This window comes from Micromonospora sp. CNZ286 (genome assembly GCF_014207755.1).
Window position 1 is genome coordinate 505,500 of sequence record NZ_JACHIZ010000001.1, and the last position, 19,827, is coordinate 525,326.

Consider the following 19,827-nt stretch of genomic DNA (forward strand, 5'->3'; position numbering starts at 1 on the left):
ACGTCAGTTGCCGGCCTGGTCCAGCACGCCCCAGCGGCGGCGGATCGCCTTGTCGGCGGCCCCGAACGCGGTGTCCACGAGCAGGCCCACGACCAGGATGACGATCATGATGGCCATCAGGCGGGGTGCCTCGCTCAGCTCGCGTGCGTACGTGAGCTGCGCGCCGATCGAGGTGCGGGTGGCGATGACCACCAGCAGCTCACCGGCCATCAGGCTGCGCCAGGCGAACGCCCAGCCCTGCTTGAGCCCGGCCACGATGGCGGGGAGCGCGGCCGGCGCGATCACGTACCGGTAGAGGTTGAGCCCTCGGGCGCCGAGGTTGCGGCCGGCCCGGACCAGCAGCGGCGGCACGTAGTCCACGCCGTGGATGACGCCGTTGGCGACCGACGGCGCGGCGCCGAGCACCACCACGAAGAAGATCGCCTGCTCGCTGAGCTGGAACAGCAGGATGGCCAGCGGAAACCAGGCGATCGACGGCATGGTCTGCAACGCGGTGATCATCGAGCCGAGCGCGGCCCGGAGCACCTTGACCCGGGCCACGCCCAGGCCGAGCAGCAGGCCGACCGCGACCGCGGCGGCGAACCCGACCGCCGCGCGCCGGGCGGTGGTGGCGAGGCCCTCCCAGAGCGCCGAGCTGAGCAGGTAGTCCCCGAGGTCGCCGAAGACCACCGCCGGGCCGGGCAGCGCCCACGGCTCCTTCCATCCGGACCAGACCACCGCCTGCCAGATGGCGACGGCCAGCGCGAGCGCGGCGAACTTGGGCCAGGTGGCCGACCACAGGCGGCGTACCCGGGACGGGCCCTTCTCCCGGCCGGCGATCTCCAGCGCGTCGAGTCCGGAGATCTCCGCGTCCGTACGCGCCGACCCGGTGAGGGTGTCACTGGCCATGCCGGCCCACCTCCTTGCGCAGCCGGTCGGTGACCTCGGCGGCGATGGCCGAGACCTCCGGCGAGTCGATCCGCCGGGGGCGCGGCACGGCGACCTCGGTGGAGTAGATGATCCGGCCGGGCCGGCTGGAGAGCAGCACGATGCGGTCGGCGAGCCGGGCCGCCTCGCGCACGTTGTGCGTGACGAACAGGACGGTGAGCTTGCGCTCGGTCCAGATCCGCTCCAGCTCGTCGTGCAGGATGTCGCGGGTCATCGCGTCCAGCGCGCCGAACGGCTCGTCCATCAGCAGCACCGGCGTCTCCAGCGCGAGCGTGCGGGCCAGCGCGACCCGCTGCCGCATGCCGCCGGAGAGCTGGTGCGGCCGCTTGCGGCCGAACTCGGACAGGTGGACCGTGCGCAGCAGCTCGGCCACCCGCTCCTTGCGCTGGTCGCGGGGGAGTCCGCGCAGCTTCAGCGGCACCTCGATGTTGCCCTCGACGGTCAGCCACGGGAACAGCGCCGGCTCCTGGAACATCAGTCCCGGGTTGACGCCCTCGCTTAGCTCGATCGCGCCGCCGCTGGCCCGGTCCAGCCCGGCGACCAGGTTGAGCAGCGTGCTCTTGCCGCAGCCGGACGCGCCGACCATGCAGACGAACTCGCCCGGCGCGATGTCCAGCGACAGCCCGTCCAGCGCCAGGACCGCCTGCTCGCCCTGGCCGTACACCTTGGTCACGCCGCGCAGCGCGACCGAGCCGGTCGCGCTGCGCGGGGTCGTGCTCGTCGACGTCACGGCTGGCTGACCTCGGCCTTGCCCTGCGTCTTGAGCACCTCGTTGAGGTACTTCAGGTCGTAGAGGCCGTTCAGGTCGACCGGCTGGGTGAGCCCGACCGCGACCGCGTGGTCCAGGCCGGTCTTCAGCGACGACGGGATCGGGTCGTTGGTGAACTCCAGCGTCGGCCAGGCCTGCTTGATCAGCTTGAGGTCGAGCGGCTTGCCGGTGATCTTGCCGATGTGGTCGGAGATGGCCTGCTGCGCCTCGTCCGGCTTGGTGTTGACGAACTCGTTCGCCGCGACCTGGCCCTCGACCAGCTTCTTCACCACGTCCGGGTGCGCCTTGAGGAACTTGGTGCTGACCAGCAGGTTGGTGATGACGAACTTCTTGTCCGGCCAGAGGTCACGCTCGTCGACGAGCACCTTGCCGCCGGCGTTCACCAGCCGGGAGACGAATGGCTCGGGCACCCAGGCGCCGTCGATGGCGCCGCTGCCGAACGTCTCGACCGTCTGCGCGTTCTCCTGCGGCACGATCTTGACGTCGCCGCCGCCCTCCTTGGTGGTCTCCAGGCCCTTCTCCTTGAGCCAGAAGCGCAGCGCCACGTCCTGGGTGTTGCCGAGCTGCGGGGTGGCGATCTTCTTGCCGCGCAGCTGCTCCACCGAGGTGATGCCGGGCTTGACCACGAGCGCGACGCCGCCGGACGCGGCGCCGGAGATGACCCGGACCGCCTCGCCCTTGGACTTGGAGAAGGCGTTCACTGTCGGGTTCGGGCCGATGTACGTGGCGTCGAGCGCGCCGGAGAAGACGGCCTCGATGGCGGCCGGGCCGGCGTTGAACGTCTTGGTGTCCAGCTCGACGTCGCTGCCGAGCTTCTCCTTGAAGATCCCCTTCTCGACGCCGACCACGGCCGGGGCGTGCGTGATGTTGGGGAAGTAGCCGAGGCGCAGCGTCACCGGGCCGGAACCGGCGGCGGCGTCGCTGTCCTCGCCGCAGGCGGCGGTGGTGCCGAGCGTGGCCGCGCCGACGGCGGCCAGGGTCGCCAGGGTGACCAGGCGGCGCAGGGGAAGCCCTCTCATCGAATGTCCAATCCGCAGTATTCCTATTTAGTTGGTAGGAAGAGTGGGGCAAGCGGCCGCCGGCGTCAAGTCCCGTCCCGCGACAGTCCACCGTTCGGCCAGGGCACACCGGCGGTAGAGCCGGTACCGAGGCGCTAGTGTCGATCTCGTGCCGACGCGGAGAGCGAAGATCCCAGCGACGAAGTACCCGGTCGAACGGTTCACCCTCGACAACGGCCTGCGCGTGGTGCTCACGCCGGACCGCAGCGCCCCGGTCATCGGGGTGGCTGTGGTCTACGACGTCGGCATCCGCTCCGAGCCCGAGGGGCGCACCGGGTTCGCCCACCTCTTCGAGCACCTGATGTTCCAGGGCTCGGAGAACCTGGAGAAGCTGGCCCACTTCCGGCACGTCCAGGGCGCGGGCGGGACGTTCAACGGCTCCACCCACCTGGACTACACCGACTACTTCGAGACGCTGCCCGCCAACGCACTGGAACGGGCGCTGTTCCTGGAGGCCGACCGGATGCGCGGCCCCCGGCTGACCGAGGAGAACCTGCGCAACCAGGTGGACGTGGTGAAGGAGGAGATCCGGGTCAACGTGCTGAACCGGCCGTACGGCGGGTTCCCCTGGCTGACGCTGCCCCCGGTGATGTTCGATACCTTCCCCAACGCGCACGACGGCTACGGCTCCTTCGTCGACCTGGAGTCGGCCACCGTGTCCGACGCCGCCGACTTCTTCCGCCGCTACTACGCCAGCGGCAACGCGGTGCTCGCGGTCAGCGGCGACATCGACGTGGCCGAGGCGACCACGCTCATCGAGCGGCACTTCGGGGACGTGCCGGCCCGGCCCGCTCCGCAGCGGCCCGACTTCGCCGAGCCCGACCTGACCGCCGAGCGGCGCAGCACGTACACCGACGCGCTGGCCCCGCTCCCGGCGGTGGCCGGCGCGTGGCGGGTGCCCGACCCGATCAGCGACTTCGCCGGCTACCTGCCCTACGTGGTGCTGGCCGAGGTGCTCACCGACGGCGACGCCTCCCGGCTGGTCGAGCGGCTGGTGCAGCGCGACCGGTCGGTCACCGGCCTCGGCGGGTACCTCGGCTTCATGGGCGACCCGTTCGACGTGCGCGACCCCACCGCGCTGCTGCTCCAGGCCCACCTGCCGCCCGGCGGCGACGTGGACAAGGTGCTGCGCACCGTCGACGAGGAACTGGACCGGCTGGCGGCCGACGGGCTGACCGACGGGGAGCTGGCGCGTACCCAGGCCCGGATGGCCACCCACCTGCTGCGCGACACGGACGCGGTGCTCGGCCGCGCGTTGCGGATGGCGGTGCTGGAACAGCAGCGCGGCGAACCCGGCCTGCTCAACGACCTGCCCCGGCTGGTCGGCGAGGTGACCGAGGAACAGGTCCGCGCCGCCGCCGCCACCCTGCGGCCCGAGCGCCGCGCGGCAGTCGAGGTCGTTCCCGGAGGTGCCCGATGACCACCACCACCGTCCGGCCGCTGCCGGCGCTGCGCCCGAACCGCCGCCTCAAGGTGCCCAAGCAGGCCGAGCGCACGCTCCGCAACGGCCTCACCGTGATCGCGGTACGCCGCTCCTCCGTACCGCTCGTCGAGCTGCGACTGTGGATGCCGTTCGGGCGCACCCACCTGGCCCGCGGCGCGATGCTGGCGCAGACCATGCTCTCCGGCACCGAGGCGCACAGCGCCACCGAGCTGGCGGCCGAGTTGCAGAAGGTCGGCGGCGGGCTGACCGCCGGTCTCGACCCGGACCGGCTGATGCTCTCCGGCGCGGGCCTGGTCACCGGCCTGGACCGGATGCTGGAGCTGCTCGCCGAGGTGCTCACCGGTGCGACCTACCCCGCGGACTGGGTGGAGACCGAGCGGGACCGGCTGGTCGACCGCATCCAGGTCGCCCAGAGCCAGCCGTCGCACCTGGCCCGGACCGCGCTGCTCAAGCGGGTGTACGGCCGGCACCCGTACGCGGTGCAGACGCCCGACCCGGACCAGGTGCGGGCGGTCCGCCCGGCCGCGTTGCGCCGGCTGCACGCCGAGCGGGTGCATCCGGCCGGCGCGGTGCTGGTGCTCGTCGGCGACGTGGCGCCGGACCGGGCGCTGGACGCGGCCGAGCAGGCGTTGTCCGGGTGGCGCGGTGACGGCCACGTCGCCGAACTGCCTCCCGCACCGCCGCTGGAACCCGGGCCGCTGCTGCTCGTCGACCGGCCCGGATCGGTGCAGTCCTCGGTACGACTCGCGCTGCCGGCCGTGCCCCGCACCCACCCGGACCACGCCGCGTTGCAGCTCGCCAACCTGATCTTCGGCGGCTACTTCTCCTCCCGCTGGGTGGAGAACATCCGCGAGGACAAGGGCTACACGTACGGGCCGCACTCGCTCGTGGAGCACTCGGTGGCCGGCTCGCTGCTCGTCGCCGGCGCCGAGGTGGCCACCGAGGTGACAGCGGCGGCCCTGGTGGAGACGAACTACGAGCTGGGCCGCCTGGCGACGGTGCCGCCGAAGGCCGACGAGCTGGAGCAGGCCCGCCAGTACGCGCTCGGCACGCTCCAGCTCGGCATGTCCACCCAGGCCGGTCTCGCGTCGCTGACCAGCGCGTACGCCGGCAACGGGCTGCGGCTGGACTTCCTCGCCGAGCACGCCGCCCGGCTGGCCGCAGCGACAGTGGACGACGTGGCCGAGGTGGCCGCCCGCTACCTGGCCCCGGCCCGCGCGGTCACAGTCGTGCTCGGCGACGCCGAGCGGGTGGCCGACTCGCTCGCCGCGCTGACACCGGTGCGTACGGAATCGGCATGAGCGGCGAATCCGACCCGCCGCTGGCCCGGTCGACGCTCGACCGGGCCGCGCACCGGCGTACCGATCCCGCCTGGCTGACCGAGGCGTGGGAAAGGGCCCGGGTGCTGGTGCTGGATTCCACCGCCGAGGGGCGGGCGCTGGTCCGGGGCGCGTCTACCCCGCCGGAGCTGGTCCTGGTCGGCCCCGGTGAGCTGCCCGAGGTACCCCGGTCGGTGCCGATGTTCCTCGGCGTCGAGCCGGACGGCGTACCCGTGTTCGCGGTGGACGGGCCGCTGCCGGCGCTGCCGGACACCCGCCCGGCTCACCTGCGCGAGGTCGGCCACCTGATGACCGACCGGGACGCGGGCCTGTTCACCACCGCGCTGGCGCTGCTCAACTGGCACCTGCGGCACGGCTACTCGTCGACGACCGGCAAGGCGACGAGCGCCGACGAGGCCGGCTGGTCGCGGATCGACCCGGACGGCGGCCGGGTCTGGCCGCGTACCGATCCGGCCATGATCGTGCTGGTGCACGACGGTGTGGACGGCCCGGACGGCCGTTGCCTGCTCGGCAACAACGCGACCTGGCCGCGCACCCCGGGACAGCGCCGCTACTCCTGCCTGGCCGGATACGTCGAGCCCGGCGAGTCGGCCGAGGCCGCCGTGCTGCGCGAGGTCCGCGAGGAGGTGGGCGTCCCGGTCGAGGAGATCGCGTACGTGGGCAGCCAGTCCTGGCCGTTCCCCGGCTCGCTGATGCTCGGCTTCCTGGCACGTGCCGACGCGGACGCGCCGATCCGGGTCGACCTGGCCGAGATCGCGCACGCGCGGTGGTTCACCCGCCGGGAGATCGGCGCGGCGCTGGCGGGCGAGCCGGTGCCGGTGGGCGGGGGAGACCGGCTGGTCCTGCCGCCGCCGTCGTCGATCGCGTTGTTCCTGGTGCACCGCTGGCTCGACGGCCACTGCTGACCCGGCCCGGCCCTCGTCGGGTTGCCGTGTTTCGGTCGGTGCGGCGGCGCCGGTTCGGGGAAGTGGCGTGGTCGAGGCCGGTCCATTACCGCCACTTCGCCGAGCTGGCGGGGTGGGGGTGGGTGGGATGCCGCCACTTCGCCGAGCTGGTGGGTCGGCCGGGTTTCGGTGGTCGTGCCACCGCCGGGTGAGTGCGGCGGGACTCGCGGTCGGGTTGGCGGGTTTCGGGCTGGTGGGTGGCACCAGTTCGGGGAAGTGGTGTGGTCGAGGGCGGTGGGATACAGCCACCTCCCCGAACTGGCGAGGCCGGGCGGACCTGGGCCGGGCGGACCTCGGCCGGGTGGAACGGGGGTGGGGCGCGGCCCCGACCCGGACCGTCGTTGCCGCGACGGTCGCGGGCCGGGAACACGTGCCGTCGAGGCCGGGTGAGGCGGGTAAACGGCGGGGGAGGCCGGTCCGGCCACGACGGACGTCAGCGTCCGGTCATCCACCGTCCCAGCGGTACGGGTGCCCGGGAGCAGATTCCTCGATCGGCAGCACTTTGACCCGGTGTCGGCCTGTGCGTACCGCACCGACGGCGGACAGTGCGCGGGCGAGCAGGAGCGCGGCGTCCCGGTCCTCGGCGTGGACGACCTGGCGGCGGGGCTCCGGCGTGCTCGTCTCGTCCCGCAGGCGGCCCCCGCCGGCCCAGGCGGCGGCGATGTCGGCGTCGGCGGCGGTACGGATCTCGGTGCGGACGATCAGGAACCGCATGGTGTCCCCCGGACAATCGGCGGTTACACGCTGGAACTTCCACGTCACTCCCGCGTCATGTTACGCCGATGTGACAGCCCGGCAAGGGGAACGCGCCAGCTCGACCGATCGGGGGATCCCAGGTCAGCACCGTTGTCGGGGGTGGACGCGCGAAGGGCCGCCGGCGCACGCCGACGGCCCTCCGGGGATCGCCGGATCAGTCCAGATCGAACTGACCGCTCTTCGTTCCGGCGAGGAAGCCGAGCCATCCGGCCCGGTCGAACAGCAGGACCGGTCCGCTCGGGTCCTTGCTGTCCCGCAGCGCCACTGTGGCCGGCCCGGAGTCAAGCGGCGCGACCTCCACGCAGTTGGAGGTCTGGCTGCGGGTGCTCTTGCGCCAGGCGGCGCCGGCGAGCCGTCCCGAGCGGGCGGTCGTGCTGGTGTGGATCTCGTTCATGGTGCTTGCTCCTGGTGAGGTGCTCCGATGGGTCCGAGCGACGCCGGAGCGCGGGCGGTGTCCGTGCCGGATCACCGTTCCGTGGTGAGGCGCCCCGAGTCCCGGCGTCGCTGGGCCGGCGCCGTTGCCGGCCCGTACGCCACCGTGGACTCGACTGCCGTGCCGGTCAGCCGTCCCGTCGCCTCGATCAACCAGGAGAGGGTGTCCGATGCGGAGAGCGCCGACGAGCATAGCCACTCGAACACCACTTTATAGCGATTTAGGGTGTTTACCTCGGTCGACATGACGTCGGTGAACCCACCTTCGATGGCGAGTGTCTCCGGATCGAGGGGATCGGCGAACCGGTAGACCGAGAACGCGGTCGGCGGAAGGTACCAGTCACCGACCCGGGTGTCCCGAAGCAGCAGGCGCAGCGTCACGTTCGGCAGCAGTGCCATCTCGCACAGGTGGACGAGCTGCTCGTGCAGCACCTCCGGTGGCCCGGCACGGCGGCCGAGCGCCGCCTCCTCCAGCACCGCCGTGTAGCGGGGCACGTCGGGGGAGCGGGTCAGCAGCGACTGGCGGGCCTGCCGCGCGCGTACCTCGGTCTCGGGATCCTCGGTCTCCGGGTCGCCGGCCTCGGCGGCGACCTGCGCGGCGGACATGATCCGGTGCCGGGCGTACCCGGGCGTCTGCAGCAGCCCCGGCACCAGCACCGGGTTGTACTCGGAGATCTCCGCGCAACCCGCCTCCAGCTCGGCGAAGGCGCGCTGCTGCTGGGTCATCACCGGGAAGTTGCGCAGCCAGCCGCGCATGTCGCCGGCCTCGTGGGTGATCCCGGTCAGTTCCGCGCGCTGCTCCTCGTCGGCGCCGTAGAGCGTCAGCAACACGTCCACGTCGTCCGGGTCGGGACGGCTGCGGCCGTTCTCCAGACGGGACAACTTGGATGCGGAGGCCCAGCCGATCCGCTCGATGACCTGGTCACCGGTCAGACCGGCCTGTTCGCGGAGCCGACGCAGCTCGATGCCGAGTCGACGACGGCGCAGAATCGGGCCTGGTACGGCAGGAGGCACGGCGTCCTCTTTCCCGTCGACCGTCGCTTGACGCGACGGTAACTGTATGAAATTCGCCCCCCACGGTCAGTATGGACGGCGCGACCGGCGTCGGAGGTTCCGGCAAGGGCGTGTCACGAGACAAAAAGAGGACCGTGGAGGGTGTCTTCACCAGCGCCCGCCCCCGACGCGCCCTGGTGGCGCACCCCTGCCGGAGGGAACCGATGCGCACCGTCCTGCGCCGCCCCGACTTCCGTCTCCTGTTCGCCGCGCTCGTCGCGAGCATGGCGGCGGAGTCGGTCCTGCTGCTCGCCCTGGCCGTCTGGGTCAAGGATCTGACCGGTTCGGACAGCATGGCCGGGGCGACCATCTTCGCGGTCATCGCGCCGATGACGCTCGCCCCGCTGGTCGGCTGGGTGGTCGACCGCTACCGGAGGCGACAGTTCTTCATCGCCGCCAACCTGGTCGCGGCAGTGCTGCTCGGTCCGCTGCTCACGGTCCGGGACCGGTCCGACGTCTGGGTGATCTACGTGGTCGCCGCGCTCTACGGACTGTCGTACATCACGCTCACCGCCGTGCTCAACGGACTGATCCGGCATCTGGTTCCGCCCGATCTGCTCGCCGACGCGAACGGACTGCTCCAGACCGTCCGGCAGGGTCTGCGGCTGATCGGGCCGCTGGCCGGGGCCGGTGTCTACGCCGCAGTCGGCGGCTGGCTGCTGGTCCTGCTGGCCATGACCGGCTTCCTCGTCGCGGCGGCGGTGGTCGGGCGGCTGCGCGTGGAGGAGAGCACGCCGTCGCGGCCGGGTCGGCGCGGGCCGTCCGAACTGGGCGCGGGGCTGCGGCACCTGACCGGCGAGCCGGCGCTGCGCCGGGCGCTGCTCGGGTACGGGCTCGGCTCGCTGGTGATGGGCTTCACCGAGTCGCTGATCTTCGCGTACGTCGATCTGGGCCTGCACCGCGACGCCGCGTTCGTCGGCGTGCTGGTCATGGTGCAGGGCGTCGGCGGGCTGGTCGGCGGCCTGTTCTCGGCCGCCGTGGTCCGCCGGTTCGGCGAGGTCGGCGCGCTCGCCGCGGGCGTGACGTTCTTCGGGCCGGCCGCGCTGGCGCTCGCGTACCCCCGGTTGTGGCTCGGGGTGGTGGCGCTGCTGCTGGCCGGCCTCTCGCTGCCGCTGACCATGGTGGGGTTGAACACGCTGATCCAGCGGCGGACGCCGCCGCGGCTGCTGGGCCGGGTCACCGCCGCGTCCGAGGCGCTGGTCAGCGGCCCGCAGGCGCTCTCCATCGGCACCGGCGCGCTGCTCGTCGGCGTGTTCGACTACCGGCTGCTGTTCGCCCTCGTCGGTGCGGTCACCACGGCGGCCGGTTTCTACCTGTGGCGAGGTCGCGGGCTGACCATGCCGGTCGCCGGACCGGTGCGGATCCCGGCGCCCCGGAAGCCGGCCGACGACGGGGTGCTCAGCCGCGGTGGTTCCTGAACGACGGCGAGCGGCCGCACCCGGATCGGGTGCGGCCGCTCGTGGCGTCGCTGGCGGATCAGCCGGGCAGCGCGGCCAGGTGCTGCTTGACCTGGGTGATCGAAGGGTTGGTCAGGGCGCTGCCGTCGGCGAAGCGCAGCGTCGGGACGGTCTGGTTACCGCCGTTGACGCCCATCACGAAGTCCGCGGCCGTCGGGTCCTGCTCGATGTCGACCACCTCGTACGCGATGCCCTCCCGGTCGAGCTGCGACTTCAGCCGGTGGCAGTAGCCGCACCACGGGGTGGAATACATCGTCAGCATGGTCTGGTCCTCCAAGGGGTGGCTCGCGCCCGGTCCGATCAGGCCAGGCTAACCGCTGCAACGTCACACGATGCTGGGATGATTCCCTGCTGTGGGCGTTCACTCAGCGGCGGAACGGGTGCTGGCCGGGCTGGATCCGGAGCAGCGGTCCGCGGTGACCGCCCCGGCCGGTCCGGTCTGCATCCTGGCCGGCGCCGGCACCGGCAAGACCCGGGCGGTGACCTCGCGGATCGCGTACCGGGCGCTGACCGGCGACATCGCCGGCCGGCATGTGCTGGCGGTCACGTTCACCGCCCGTGCCGCCGCCGAGATGCGCAGCCGTCTCACAGTGCTCGGGGTGCAGGGTGTGCAGGCGCGCACGTTCCACGCCGCGGCGCTGCGGCAGGTCCGCTACTTCGCGCCCCGGCTGCTGGCCGGCCGGGCCATGCCGGAGCTGCTGGACAGCAAGGTGCGGGTGGTCACGCTCGCCGCCGCCAAGGTCGGCCTGCGCGCCGACCGGGCCGCCGCGCGGGACCTGTCCGCCGAGATCGAGTGGGCCAAGTCGTCGCTGGTCGAGCCCGGGGAGTACGTCGTCGCCGCGGCCAAGGCGCTGCGCGAGACGCCGTACGAGCCGGCCCGGGTGGCCGACGTGTTCGACGCGTACGAGCGGCTCAAGCGCGGCAACGGGGTGATCGACTTCGAGGACATGCTGCGCGCCGCGGTCTGGGGCATCGAGGAGCACCCGGATGTGGCCGAGCAGGTGCGCAACCAGTACCGGCACTTCGTGGTCGACGAGTACCAGGACGTCAACCCGCTCCAGCAGCGGCTGCTGGAGGCGTGGCTGGGCGGCCGGGACGACCTCACAGTGGTCGGCGACGCCAGCCAGACGATCTACTCGTTCACCGGTGCCACCTCGTCGTACCTGGTCGACTTCCCCCGGCTGCACCGCGGCGCGACAGTCGTCCGGCTGGTCCGCGACTACCGCTCCACACCGCAGGTGGTCGGGCTCGCCAACGCGGTGATCTCGCAGGCCCGGGGCACCGAGGCGCGGCTGCGGCTGGAGCTGCACGGCCAGCGCCGGCCCGGCCCGGAACCGGAACTGCGGATCTTCACCGACGAGCCGGCCGAGGCGAACGCGGTCGCGGCCCGCTGCCGGGCGCTCGTGGCGGGCGGCACCCCGGCGCGGGAGATCGCGGTGCTGTTCCGCACCAACGCGCAGTCCGAGGCGTACGAGAAGGCGCTCTCCGAGGCCGGGGTGCCGTACGTGCTCCAGGGTGCGGAGCGGTTCTTCGAACGGCCCGAGGTGCGCCAGGCGATGATCGCGTTGCGCGCCGCCACCCGGTCGGCCGACGCGGGAACCCCGGTGCCGGCCGCCGTGGTCGAGGCGCTCACCGCCGTCGGCTGGGCGCCCGACGCGCCCCCGCCCGGCGGCGCCGCACGGGAGCGGTGGGAGGCGCTCGCCGCGCTGGTCCAGCTCGCCGAGGAGTACGCGGCGCAGGCCGAGGAGGAACCGGGCCTGACCGGGTTCACCGAGGAACTCGCCCGGCGGGCCGCCCAGCAGCACGTGCCCACAGTCGAGGGGGTGACGCTCGCGTCGCTGCACTCGGCGAAAGGGCTGGAGTGGGACGCGGTGTTCCTGGTCGGGCTGGCCGAGGGAACGCTGCCCACCACGTACGCGAAGACCATGGAGCAGGTCGAGGAGGAACGGCGGCTGCTCTACGTCGGGATCACCCGGGCCCGGGAGTGGCTCTGGCTGTCGTACGCCACCGCGCGCTCGCCGGGTGGGCGGGCCCGGCGGCCCTCGCGGTTCCTGCCGCAGCTCGACCGGTCCGGCGGCGGGGAGCGGGCCGGCGGCGGCGGGCCGGCGCGGCGGGCCGAGCGGCGGGCCGAGCGACGGCGGCCGCAGGTGGTCTCGTGCCGGATCTGCGGCGCCACGCTGCTCGCCGGCGCGGACCGCAAACTGGGCCGCTGCCCGACCTGCCCGTCGGACATCGACGAGGAGCTGTACGAGCGGCTGCGCGAGTGGCGGCAGCGGGTGGCGGGCGCGCAGAAGGTGCCGGCGTACGTGGTCTTCACCGACGCAACGCTCACCGCGCTGGCCGAGCGGAAGCCCGGCCGCACCGAGGAACTGGTGGCGATCGCCGGGATCGGGCCCCGAAAAGTCGGGCTTTACGGGGATACGGTGCTCGCCCTGGTGGCGGGCGCCACGGTGGACGAGGTCTGCCCACAGAAAACTTCTGAAAACTAGCCGTAAATCGTTTGCCCTCCCCCGAGGGCTAGGAATAGCCTCATGACACACCTCGCGAGCGGCGCCGTTCTGGCTGCTCAAAGGGGATGAGTCCACGGTCGGCACGAGGAGAGTAGGGAGGTGGCACCAATGAAGCTCTTCACCTATGAGCGTCTTGCGGCGATGCCGTCTGCCGTCGCTCCGCTGTCGGCTGTCCGGGTGGCCCTCGCCGCTCGACCGTCGGCTCCGCAGGTGCACCAGGTCCCGGTTCAGGCCGAGCTGAACCTGACCGTTGCGCCGATCGCCGGAGTCGAGGGGACCAGTGGCTTCGCGGGCAAGGGCATCGATGGCGCCAAGAAGCGCACGGATGTCCGCGGTGTTCCACCTCGAGGTAGACCGGTCTGATCCATCAGACCACCGGCTCACCTCGAGGCCGCGGAACCCGCATACCGGGATCCGCGGCCTCAGTTTTTTGTCCCGCCGAAGTACGTCGGAATGCGATCCACGAGATCGAAGTGAGAGAGAGGTGACCGGAGGATGAGTCTGGCGTTGGCCCCCCTCGACGTGAGCGTCGACGTGGAGGCGAACCTGCCCTGCCGGAAGTTCGACCCCGACCTGTGGTTCTCCGACTCGCCCGCCGAGCTCGAGCTGGCCAAGTCGCTCTGCGGGGACTGCCCGCTGCGCGTCGAGTGCCTGGCCGGGGCGGTGGAGCGAGCCGAGCCCTGGGGCGTCTGGGGCGGCGAGATCTTCGAGCGTGGCGCGGTCGTCCCGCGCAAGCGGCCCCGTGGCCGTCCGCGCAAGGAGGACCTCGCCCGTGACGCGCAGCTCCGGGTCGAGGCGGAGGCGCGACTGGCGGCCAGCGGGCTGTCCGAGTCGCGTAGCTCCGTCCGGCTGGCAGCCTGACAAACCTACGTTCCGAAACCGACCGATGCCGGTGTCCCTCCACCGGCCGACCTGAGAGAGAAACCCTGATGCTGAACCTGCCGAACGGATTCGAAATGCAACTACTCCACGAAGCGTTGTCCAGGGCTCGAATGCGCCGGCCTCAGGCCGGTCGCACCACCACGAGCACTGAGGCAACCCGTTCCGCCCGTACCGTCGCCATGCGGGGTCGCAGCCAGTCGGCCCGCGACCTGGGCGTTCTGTAGAACGATCGCGTGAGGAAGGGGCGGTGACCGACAGGTCACCGCCCCTTCGCCGTGCCCGCTCGCCGGCCCGCGCGCTCGCCGGCTTGCGCTCAGACCACCGGCGCGAAGCCTGGTAGCCAGCGTTCCAGGATCGACCGGTAGGACGCCTTCGCCTCCAACTGGCAGAGCACCCCGATCGAACCCAGCGTGACCCGGTGGATCATCAGGTACGACGGGGGCAGGTTGAGCTGCCGGCTGAGCTGGTAGGCGGGGGAGCGAGGGCTGGCCAGCCGGGTCGCCTCGCCGCGCAGCCAGGCCCGGGTGAAGCGGAACTCCTCCGCGGCGATCGGCTCCAGCATCGGACGCAGGAAGTCGAGCACCGCCGGGGCGTCGATCGACTCGGTGCGGCTGACGAAGCCCTCGGCGCGCAGCCCTTCCACCACCGCGTCGGCGTCCCCGCGCAGCGCCAGTGCTGCGATCCGGCCGATCGGCTCGGGCGTGCCCTGCGGCATCCGGGCCACCGCTCCGAAGTCGATCACGCCGAGCCGGCCGTCCGGGAGCAGCCGGAAGTTGCCCGGGTGCGGGTCGGCGTGCAGCAGCCCGGCCCGCTCCGGCGCGGACAGGTGCAGCTCGGCCATCAGCCGGCCGGCCTCGTTCCGCTGCTCCTCGGTGCCCTCCCGGATGATCTGGGACAGCGGAATGCCTTCCACCCACTCGGTGATCAGCACCCGCGGCGCGGCGTCGAGCACCTCCGGGATGAAGATGTCCGGGTCGTCGGCGTACGCGGCGGCGAACGCCCGCTGCGACTCCGCCTCCAGTTCGTAGTCCAGTTCCTCGGTGATGCGCTCGCGCAACTCGGCCAGGAGCGGCTTCACGTCCAGCCCCGGCTGGATGGCCCGGAACATGCCGCCGAGCCGGGAGAGCTGCTTGAGGTCGGCGAGCAGGGCGTCACCCGCCCCCGGGTACTGGATCTTCACGGCCACGTCCCGGTGCTGGGGGCCGCCGTTCGGCCCGTACCCCGGGTCGCGCCAGACCGCGCGGTGCACCTGGCCGATGCTCGCCGCGGCGGCCGGGGTGTCGTCGAACTCGACGAACCGGTCGCGCCAGTCCGGGCCGAGCTGCTCGGCGAGCACCTTGTGCACTGTCGCCGCAGGCAGCGGCGGCGCAGCCTCCTGGAGCTTGGTCAGCGCCTGCCGGTAGGGCGCGGCGACCTCCTCGGGCAGCGCCGCCTCGAACACCGACAGGGCCTGGCCGAACTTCATCGCCCCGCCCTTGAGCTGCCCGAGCACGCTGAACAACTGCTCGGCGGTGCGCTGCTGGATCTCGGCGGAGATGACGTCGGACGCGAGGCCGGTCACCCGCTTGCCCATGCCGAGGACGGTTCGACCGGCGAACCCGAGCGGCAGGGCGGCGAGTTTGGCGGTGCGGGACACGGCCCGGCGCGGGATGTCGGTCACCCGGCCATTGTTACCGACGCGGGGCCTCCGCTGCTGCCGTGCGGCGGGTAGTGGCCGGGGCCGACCGGATCGGGCGACGCCGGCAGCAACCGCAGGAGGGGTGTGGGGGCCACCGTCGGTAGCGGACGCGACCCGGACCCCGGACCTCCACCGCGCCGCCGAGCGTCTCCGGCTGGGCGCCGTCGAGCTGGGCCAGCACCTCGGCCGTGGCGAAGGCCGCCGCGGCGAGCCCGGTGGCGGCGGCGCAGGCCCGCGCACCCCGGTCGGCGGCGAGCTGGGCGGCGAGCGCGGGCCAGTCCGGATCCCGGTCGCCACGGTGCAGGTCGAGGCAGCGCAGGCAGGGACCGGCGGGCGGGCGGACCAGCGGACCGACCACCGGTACGCCGCCGCGCAGGTCGAGCAGCAGATGGGGCTGACGCCGGCGGGCGTACCCGGTGGCCAGCAGCTCGGCCGGACGGTCGACGCCGAGCTGCACCACCAGGTCCGGCCGGGCCGCCCGGGACGGGCCGGTGACAGTTCCGGGCGCGCACCGTTCCAGCGCCGCGCGTACCGCCGGGGCCAGCGGACGGCCCAGCTCCGCGGCGGTCAGGCCGGTCCCGACCAGGTCGCCGGCGCCGACCGGGCCGGCCAGATCGGGTACGACGTGCCCGACCCCGGCCTGGGCCAGCGCGACGGCGACCGCTGCGCCGAGGCGTCCCGTACCGGTGACCAGCACCCGGGCGGCACGGCGGCGGCGCAGCAGCCGGGCCGGTGTGCCGGGCAGGTCGGGCGACGCGAGCGCCAGTGCGGCAGCCTCGGCGGCCAGCCGGTCCCGGGCCGCTCCGGCCAGCTCGCGGGGGAGCAGTGCCTGTGCCGGCACCACCAGCCCGGCGTCCCGGAGCGTGTCGAGCAGGGCGCGTGCCTCCTCGGGCGGGACTCGCGCGGCGCCCGCCCCGGCCAGCACGGCGCGTTCGCTGCGGGTGCCGTCGAGCAGGTCGAGCAGGCGGGCCGTTCCCGGCGAGGACATCTCCAGCAGCACCGCGCGGCCGGGCGGCTCGCCCAGCTGGAGCGTGTGCCGGTCGCGCCAGAGCCGGGTCAGGCCGGGCAGCAGGACGGGACGGACGAGCGGTGTCGGATCGGTCACGCCACTGATCGTGACCGTCTCCACGCGCTCCGTCGCTCGTTGTCCACAGGTGCGGCGAGCCGTGGCCAGCGTTGTCCACAGGATCTCGCCGGTTTTCCACAACCAGCCGGTAACTGTGTCGGCTACACGACGGAGGAGGACGGCCGACGGCCGTCCTCCTCCGTTTCTGCCGTACGGGTCAGACCTTGGCCTTGCCCAGGATGCGGTTCACTGTTGTGCCGCACACCGGGCACTTGCCCTTGGCCATGTTCATGCCGGTCTTCGAGACCTCCACGTGCCCCTCGAAGTCCCGCTTCTCCTTGCACTTCACGCAGTAACCGTTGTAGGTCTGGGCCTGGTCGGCCACGGTAGCCTCCTCGTCTCGTCCGCCGGAGGTGTCCCGGCGGGTCTCCCTGCGGCGGCCCACGCGTGGCACCGGCGCCGGGGGTTCTCCGCGGTCAGTCACCTGACCGTGGTTGGCGGACCCTACCCAGGTCTGGGCGGTTCCATGGCAGCTGTACGCCGACTCTGTGAGCAAGTCGACGTCGAGAGTGTGCATGCCGAGTAACGTCGGATAAGTCAGTTTCGCGCGGACACGCCGGATGAATGCACCCAGATCCGCTTCGCGCGGCCCCCCGACAGTCACCCGTCGTAGATCACTTAACGTGAACAGGGTCGGTCAGGTGATGGTCAGCTACCGTCGCAAAGAATTTTTTCCGGACTCCTGACAATCAACCGCCACTTTCCGGGCGCGTGTCGTCGTGTTGACTCTTGCGGAGTCCTGGTCAGTACGCATTAGCTTTCCATCGTGACAGTCAACCGAGGCTGCGCGGACCGGTAATGGCCGTGACGCGGAAGCCCGTCGTCGAGGTGCGGCGCAGCCAGCGTCGGCGGCGCACGGTGTCCGCGTACCGGGACGGTGAGCGCGTCGTCGTGCTGATCCCCGACCAGTTCTCCCGGGCCGAGGAGAGCGAGTGGGTCGACCGGATGCTCGCCCGGCTCGCCGCCCGCGAGGGCCGGCTGGCCCGCTCGGATGCCGAACTGCTCGCCCGCGCCACCCGCCTGATCGACCTCTACCTGCCCGAACACGGGTCGGCTGCCGCGCCGGCCAGCGTCCGCTGGGTGACCAACCAGAACGGCCGCTGGGGCTCCTGTACGCCCGCCGACCGCACCATCCGGATCTCGCACCGGGTCCAGGACATGCCCGACTGGGTGATCGACTACGTGCTGCTGCACGAGCTGGCGCATCTCATCGTGCCCAGCCACAACGCCGACTTCTGGGCGCTGGTCGCCCGCTACCCGAGGTCGGAGCGCGCCCGCGGCTACCTGGAGGGCGTGGCCGCCACCGCCGCCATCCCCTGACCACCGCCCATCGCGGTCGATCATGAAGTTGGCCTGGCGTTTCGTCCGCTTCGTCACCGCCAACCTCATGATCGTGAACGGACGCGGGTGGGGCGGGGGTTAAGGTCGGCGAATGTCGCGACGTGTGGTGGTGGCGCTGCTCGGCCCGGTGACCTGGACGCCGCCCGGAATCGATCCGGCGCGATGGCGTACCGCGCTCGCCGAGGACGTGGTGGACCTGCTCGCCACGCTGAACGAGGTGGAGACCGCGGTGGCGGTCACCAGCCGGGACCGATGGCTGGCCGACGCCGTGGTCTGGCCCGGCACCCAGGTGTACGAGGTGCCCGAGCCCACGTCGAACGCGGTGTTCGCGGCGCTGGCCGGTGACCGGGCGGCCCGCGATGGCGGGGTGGCCGGCTACGACCAGGTGGCGGTGGTGGCGGCGGACGCGCCGGACGTGCCCGGTCTGACGCTCGGCAAGCTGCTCCGGCCGCTCACCACCCGGCCGGTGGCGGTGGCCCCGGTCGAGGGGAGCGGAACCGGGCTGCTGGGAGTGGCGGCGCGACTGCCCGTACCGGCGTGGCTGCCGGCGCTGGACCTGGACACCACCGCGCCGGCCGAGGTGCGACGGGCGGCACCGAGCCCGGGCGACGTGGCGGTCACCGCCGGCTGGCACCGGATGCGCGGCCCGGCTGACCTGGCCGCACTCGATCCGGCCGTCGAGGGCTGGGAGGCGACGCGCGCCCTGCTGTCCGGCCGCCCCGTCTGACCCCCACCCTCCGTTCCCGGCCCGCCGATCTTGCACTTTGGTATCCGACAGAAGCCGCTTTCAGGACATTCCGAGGGCCACAACTGCAAGATCGACGGGGTGGGCGGTGTCAGTGCTTGTCGTCGTCCTCGCCGGGGGACTTCTCCTCCGGGGCGCCGGGGGCGGAGAAGTCGAAGTTCGCCAGCTCGTCGTCGAGATCGGTGCTCGTCGTGGCGAACGCCTCCGGGGCGGCGAAGTCGTCGTCGGAGGGCAGCAGGTCCGGGTGGCCCCAGACCGCGTCCCGGCCGGCGATGCCGCGGTGCTCGGTCAGCGCCGCCCACAGCACCGTCGCCTCACGCAGGCGGCGGGGCCGCAGTTCGAGACCGACCAGCGCGGCGAACGTCTGCTCGGCCGGGCCACCCGCGGCGCGGCGGCGGCGGAACGCCTCGCCGAGGCGTACGACGTTGGGGAGGCGGTCACCGGCGGCGCTGTCGACGACGTGGCAGACCCAGCCCTCGACCAGGGCGAGCACGGTCTCCAGCCGGGCCAGCGACGCCTTCTGCGCGGGCGTGTCCTCCGGCGTGAAGATGCCCTCCAGCGCGATCGCCTGCATCGACTCCGGGTCGGTCGGGTCGACCCGGCCCATCGCCTCCTCGATCGCCTCCCGGTTGACCCGGATCCCCGCGGCGTAGTTCTCCACAGCCGTCAGCACGTGCCCGCGCAGCCACGGCACGTGCTGGAACAACCGCTGGTGGGCGGCCTCGCGCAGGGCCACGTAGAGGCGTACCTCGTCCTCGGGCAGCTCCAGGCCCTCGCCGTACACCTTGATGTTGGCGGGGACGAGCGCGGCGGTGCCGGCGGGGCCGAGCGGCAGGCCGATGTCACCGGCGGAGAGCACCTCGGCGGCGAGCGAGCCGAGCGCCTGGCCGAGCTGGCCGCCGAAGAGGGCGCCGCCGAGCGTGGCGACCATCGACTGCATCGGGCCGAGCTGGGCGCGGGCCTCCGGCGGCACCAGGTCGCCCATCGCGCCGACCATCCGGCTGGCCACCGGGTCGCAGAGCTTGCGCCACACGTCGAGCGTCTTGAAGATCCACTCGTTGCGGTTCCAGGCGACCGAGGTGCGGATGCCGGAGGGCCACGAGGTCGCCGGCTCCAGCCAGAGGTCGGCGATGCGCAGCGCCTCCTCGACCGCGTTGCGTTCGAACGGCGACACCGCCGGGTCGCCGGCGGCGGCGAGCTGGCTGGCGGCTACCTGCCGGGCGAGGTCCCAGTTGACCGGCCCGCTGCCCGGCGCCGAGAGCAGGTGCTGCAACTGCGACATGAACTGCTGCATCGCCGCGGGATCGTTGGGGTCCGGTGGTTGACCACCCGGGAGCGCGAAGCCGAACGGAATATCAGGCACGA

Annotated in this window: 20 protein-coding genes; 9 read left to right on the plus strand and 11 right to left on the minus strand. The window is 72.6% G+C overall.

Going from position 1 to position 19,827, the window contains the following annotated elements:
• Positions 1 to 3: 3 nt before the first annotated feature.
• From FHX31_RS02470 to FHX31_RS02480, 3 genes are read right to left on the minus strand one after another with little or no spacing between them, the layout of a single operon-like run.
• Complete coding sequence (locus tag FHX31_RS02470; RefSeq protein WP_013475242.1) at positions 4 to 888, minus strand: ABC transporter permease; 885 nt, start codon at positions 886 to 888, stop codon at positions 4 to 6.
• Entirely contained in the window at positions 878 to 1,657 is a 780-nt protein-coding gene (locus FHX31_RS02475) for an ABC transporter ATP-binding protein (RefSeq protein ID WP_047894086.1), read from the minus strand. The genes FHX31_RS02470 and FHX31_RS02475 overlap by 11 nt, the downstream gene beginning before the upstream one ends.
• The gene (locus FHX31_RS02480; protein ID WP_013475243.1) at positions 1,654 to 2,715 is read right to left on the minus strand and encodes an ABC transporter substrate-binding protein; all 1,062 of its coding nucleotides are present in this window, start codon (positions 2,713 to 2,715) and stop codon (positions 1,654 to 1,656) included. Before FHX31_RS02480 ends, FHX31_RS02475 begins: the two co-directional genes overlap by 4 nt.
• 148 nt (positions 2,716 to 2,863) lie before the next feature.
• Here FHX31_RS02480 and FHX31_RS02485 point away from each other — a divergent pair, with 148 nt between their 5' ends.
• From FHX31_RS02485 to nudC, 3 genes are read left to right on the plus strand one after another with little or no spacing between them, the layout of a single operon-like run.
• Positions 2,864 to 4,174 (plus strand): M16 family metallopeptidase, encoded by a 1,311-nt coding sequence (locus FHX31_RS02485; RefSeq protein ID WP_013288414.1) that lies wholly within the window; start codon positions 2,864 to 2,866, stop codon positions 4,172 to 4,174.
• Positions 4,171 to 5,499, plus strand: coding sequence for a M16 family metallopeptidase (locus FHX31_RS02490; RefSeq protein ID WP_013288413.1), 1,329 nt, complete (start codon positions 4,171 to 4,173; stop codon positions 5,497 to 5,499). Before FHX31_RS02485 ends, FHX31_RS02490 begins: the two co-directional genes overlap by 4 nt.
• Positions 5,496 to 6,443 (plus strand): NAD(+) diphosphatase, encoded by a 948-nt coding sequence (gene nudC / locus FHX31_RS02495; RefSeq protein ID WP_013475246.1) that lies wholly within the window; start codon positions 5,496 to 5,498, stop codon positions 6,441 to 6,443. Before FHX31_RS02490 ends, nudC begins: the two co-directional genes overlap by 4 nt.
• A 483-nt stretch (positions 6,444 to 6,926) precedes the next feature.
• On the opposite strand, the gene FHX31_RS02500 is transcribed toward nudC, so the two are convergent.
• The 3 genes from FHX31_RS02500 to FHX31_RS02510 all read right to left on the minus strand — a co-directional run bounded on the left by FHX31_RS02500 (position 6,927) and on the right by FHX31_RS02510 (position 8,684).
• Entirely contained in the window at positions 6,927 to 7,196 is a 270-nt protein-coding gene (locus FHX31_RS02500; protein WP_013288411.1) for a hypothetical protein, read from the minus strand.
• A gap of 196 nt (positions 7,197 to 7,392) precedes the next feature.
• Complete coding sequence (locus FHX31_RS02505) at positions 7,393 to 7,632, minus strand: DUF397 domain-containing protein (RefSeq protein ID WP_013475247.1); 240 nt, start codon at positions 7,630 to 7,632, stop codon at positions 7,393 to 7,395.
• A gap of 71 nt (positions 7,633 to 7,703) precedes the next feature.
• Entirely contained in the window at positions 7,704 to 8,684 is a 981-nt protein-coding gene (locus FHX31_RS02510) for a helix-turn-helix domain-containing protein (protein WP_013288409.1), read from the minus strand.
• A gap of 203 nt (positions 8,685 to 8,887) precedes the next feature.
• Between FHX31_RS02510 and FHX31_RS02515 the strand changes: the two genes are divergently transcribed.
• Positions 8,888 to 10,141 carry an MFS transporter gene (locus FHX31_RS02515; RefSeq protein WP_184974905.1) on the plus strand — a complete coding sequence of 418 codons (1,254 nt, stop codon included), beginning with the start codon at positions 8,888 to 8,890 and terminating at the stop codon, positions 10,139 to 10,141.
• Positions 10,142 to 10,199: 58 nt separating this feature from the next.
• Here FHX31_RS02515 and FHX31_RS02520 read toward each other — a convergent pair whose 3' ends face one another.
• Positions 10,200 to 10,442, minus strand: a complete 243-nt coding sequence (locus FHX31_RS02520) for a mycoredoxin (protein WP_013288407.1) — start codon at positions 10,440 to 10,442, stop codon at positions 10,200 to 10,202.
• Between the two features lie 91 nt (positions 10,443 to 10,533).
• Here FHX31_RS02520 and FHX31_RS02525 point away from each other — a divergent pair, with 91 nt between their 5' ends.
• The 3 genes from FHX31_RS02525 to FHX31_RS02535 all read left to right on the plus strand — a co-directional run bounded on the left by FHX31_RS02525 (position 10,534) and on the right by FHX31_RS02535 (position 13,551).
• Positions 10,534 to 12,669, plus strand: coding sequence for an ATP-dependent DNA helicase UvrD2 (locus FHX31_RS02525; protein WP_184974908.1), 2,136 nt, complete (start codon positions 10,534 to 10,536; stop codon positions 12,667 to 12,669).
• A gap of 129 nt (positions 12,670 to 12,798) precedes the next feature.
• Complete coding sequence (locus FHX31_RS02530; protein WP_184974911.1) at positions 12,799 to 13,053, plus strand: hypothetical protein; 255 nt, start codon at positions 12,799 to 12,801, stop codon at positions 13,051 to 13,053.
• A 132-nt stretch (positions 13,054 to 13,185) separates the two neighbouring features.
• Positions 13,186 to 13,551, plus strand: coding sequence for a WhiB family transcriptional regulator (locus tag FHX31_RS02535; protein WP_013288404.1), 366 nt, complete (start codon positions 13,186 to 13,188; stop codon positions 13,549 to 13,551).
• A gap of 334 nt (positions 13,552 to 13,885) precedes the next feature.
• Here the strand turns inward: FHX31_RS02535 and FHX31_RS02540 are convergent, their stop codons facing one another.
• The 3 genes from FHX31_RS02540 to FHX31_RS02550 form a co-directional block, all read right to left on the minus strand.
• Complete coding sequence (locus FHX31_RS02540) at positions 13,886 to 15,232, minus strand: ABC1 kinase family protein (RefSeq protein ID WP_013288403.1); 1,347 nt, start codon at positions 15,230 to 15,232, stop codon at positions 13,886 to 13,888.
• A gap of 10 nt (positions 15,233 to 15,242) precedes the next feature.
• A complete protein-coding gene (locus tag FHX31_RS02545) occupies positions 15,243 to 16,355 on the minus strand; it encodes a hypothetical protein (protein WP_141722597.1) in 1,113 nt (370 codons plus the stop codon).
• Positions 16,356 to 16,533: 178 nt separating this feature from the next.
• Positions 16,534 to 16,701, minus strand: a complete 168-nt coding sequence (locus FHX31_RS02550; protein ID WP_007464795.1) for a DUF5679 domain-containing protein — start codon at positions 16,699 to 16,701, stop codon at positions 16,534 to 16,536.
• Positions 16,702 to 17,174: 473 nt separating this feature from the next.
• Here FHX31_RS02550 and FHX31_RS02555 point away from each other — a divergent pair, with 473 nt between their 5' ends.
• Positions 17,175 to 17,696, plus strand: coding sequence for a M48 metallopeptidase family protein (locus tag FHX31_RS02555; protein WP_013288401.1), 522 nt, complete (start codon positions 17,175 to 17,177; stop codon positions 17,694 to 17,696).
• Positions 17,697 to 17,808: 112 nt separating this feature from the next.
• On the plus strand, positions 17,809 to 18,444 hold the full coding sequence (locus tag FHX31_RS02560; protein WP_184974914.1) for a hypothetical protein: 636 nt from the start codon (positions 17,809 to 17,811) through the stop codon (positions 18,442 to 18,444).
• 109 nt (positions 18,445 to 18,553) lie between these two features.
• Here the strand turns inward: FHX31_RS02560 and FHX31_RS02565 are convergent, their stop codons facing one another.
• Positions 18,554 to 19,825 carry a zinc-dependent metalloprotease gene (locus FHX31_RS02565; RefSeq protein WP_082171395.1) on the minus strand — a complete coding sequence of 424 codons (1,272 nt, stop codon included), beginning with the start codon at positions 19,823 to 19,825 and terminating at the stop codon, positions 18,554 to 18,556.
• Positions 19,826 to 19,827: the final 2 nt, after the last annotated feature.

Coding starts and splice junctions, on each gene's coding strand:
- FHX31_RS02470 (WP_013475242.1), bottom strand. CDS start 888: ATGGCCAGTGACACCCTCACCGGGTCGGCGCGTACGGACGCGGAGATC.
- FHX31_RS02480 (WP_013475243.1), bottom strand. CDS start 2,715: ATGAGAGGGCTTCCCCTGCGCCGCCTGGTCACCCTGGCGACCCTGGCC.
- FHX31_RS02490 (WP_013288413.1), top strand. CDS start 4,171: ATGACCACCACCACCGTCCGGCCGCTGCCGGCGCTGCGCCCGAACCGC.
- nudC (WP_013475246.1), top strand. CDS start 5,496: ATGAGCGGCGAATCCGACCCGCCGCTGGCCCGGTCGACGCTCGACCGG.
- FHX31_RS02500 (WP_013288411.1), bottom strand. CDS start 7,196: ATGCGGTTCCTGATCGTCCGCACCGAGATCCGTACCGCCGCCGACGCC.
- FHX31_RS02505 (WP_013475247.1), bottom strand. CDS start 7,632: ATGAACGAGATCCACACCAGCACGACCGCCCGCTCGGGACGGCTCGCC.
- FHX31_RS02515 (WP_184974905.1), top strand. CDS start 8,888: ATGCGCACCGTCCTGCGCCGCCCCGACTTCCGTCTCCTGTTCGCCGCG.
- FHX31_RS02520 (WP_013288407.1), bottom strand. CDS start 10,442: ATGCTGACGATGTATTCCACCCCGTGGTGCGGCTACTGCCACCGGCTG.
- FHX31_RS02530 (WP_184974911.1), top strand. CDS start 12,799: ATGAAGCTCTTCACCTATGAGCGTCTTGCGGCGATGCCGTCTGCCGTC.
- FHX31_RS02535 (WP_013288404.1), top strand. CDS start 13,186: ATGAGTCTGGCGTTGGCCCCCCTCGACGTGAGCGTCGACGTGGAGGCG.
- FHX31_RS02555 (WP_013288401.1), top strand. CDS start 17,175: ATGGCCGTGACGCGGAAGCCCGTCGTCGAGGTGCGGCGCAGCCAGCGT.
- FHX31_RS02560 (WP_184974914.1), top strand. CDS start 17,809: ATGTCGCGACGTGTGGTGGTGGCGCTGCTCGGCCCGGTGACCTGGACG.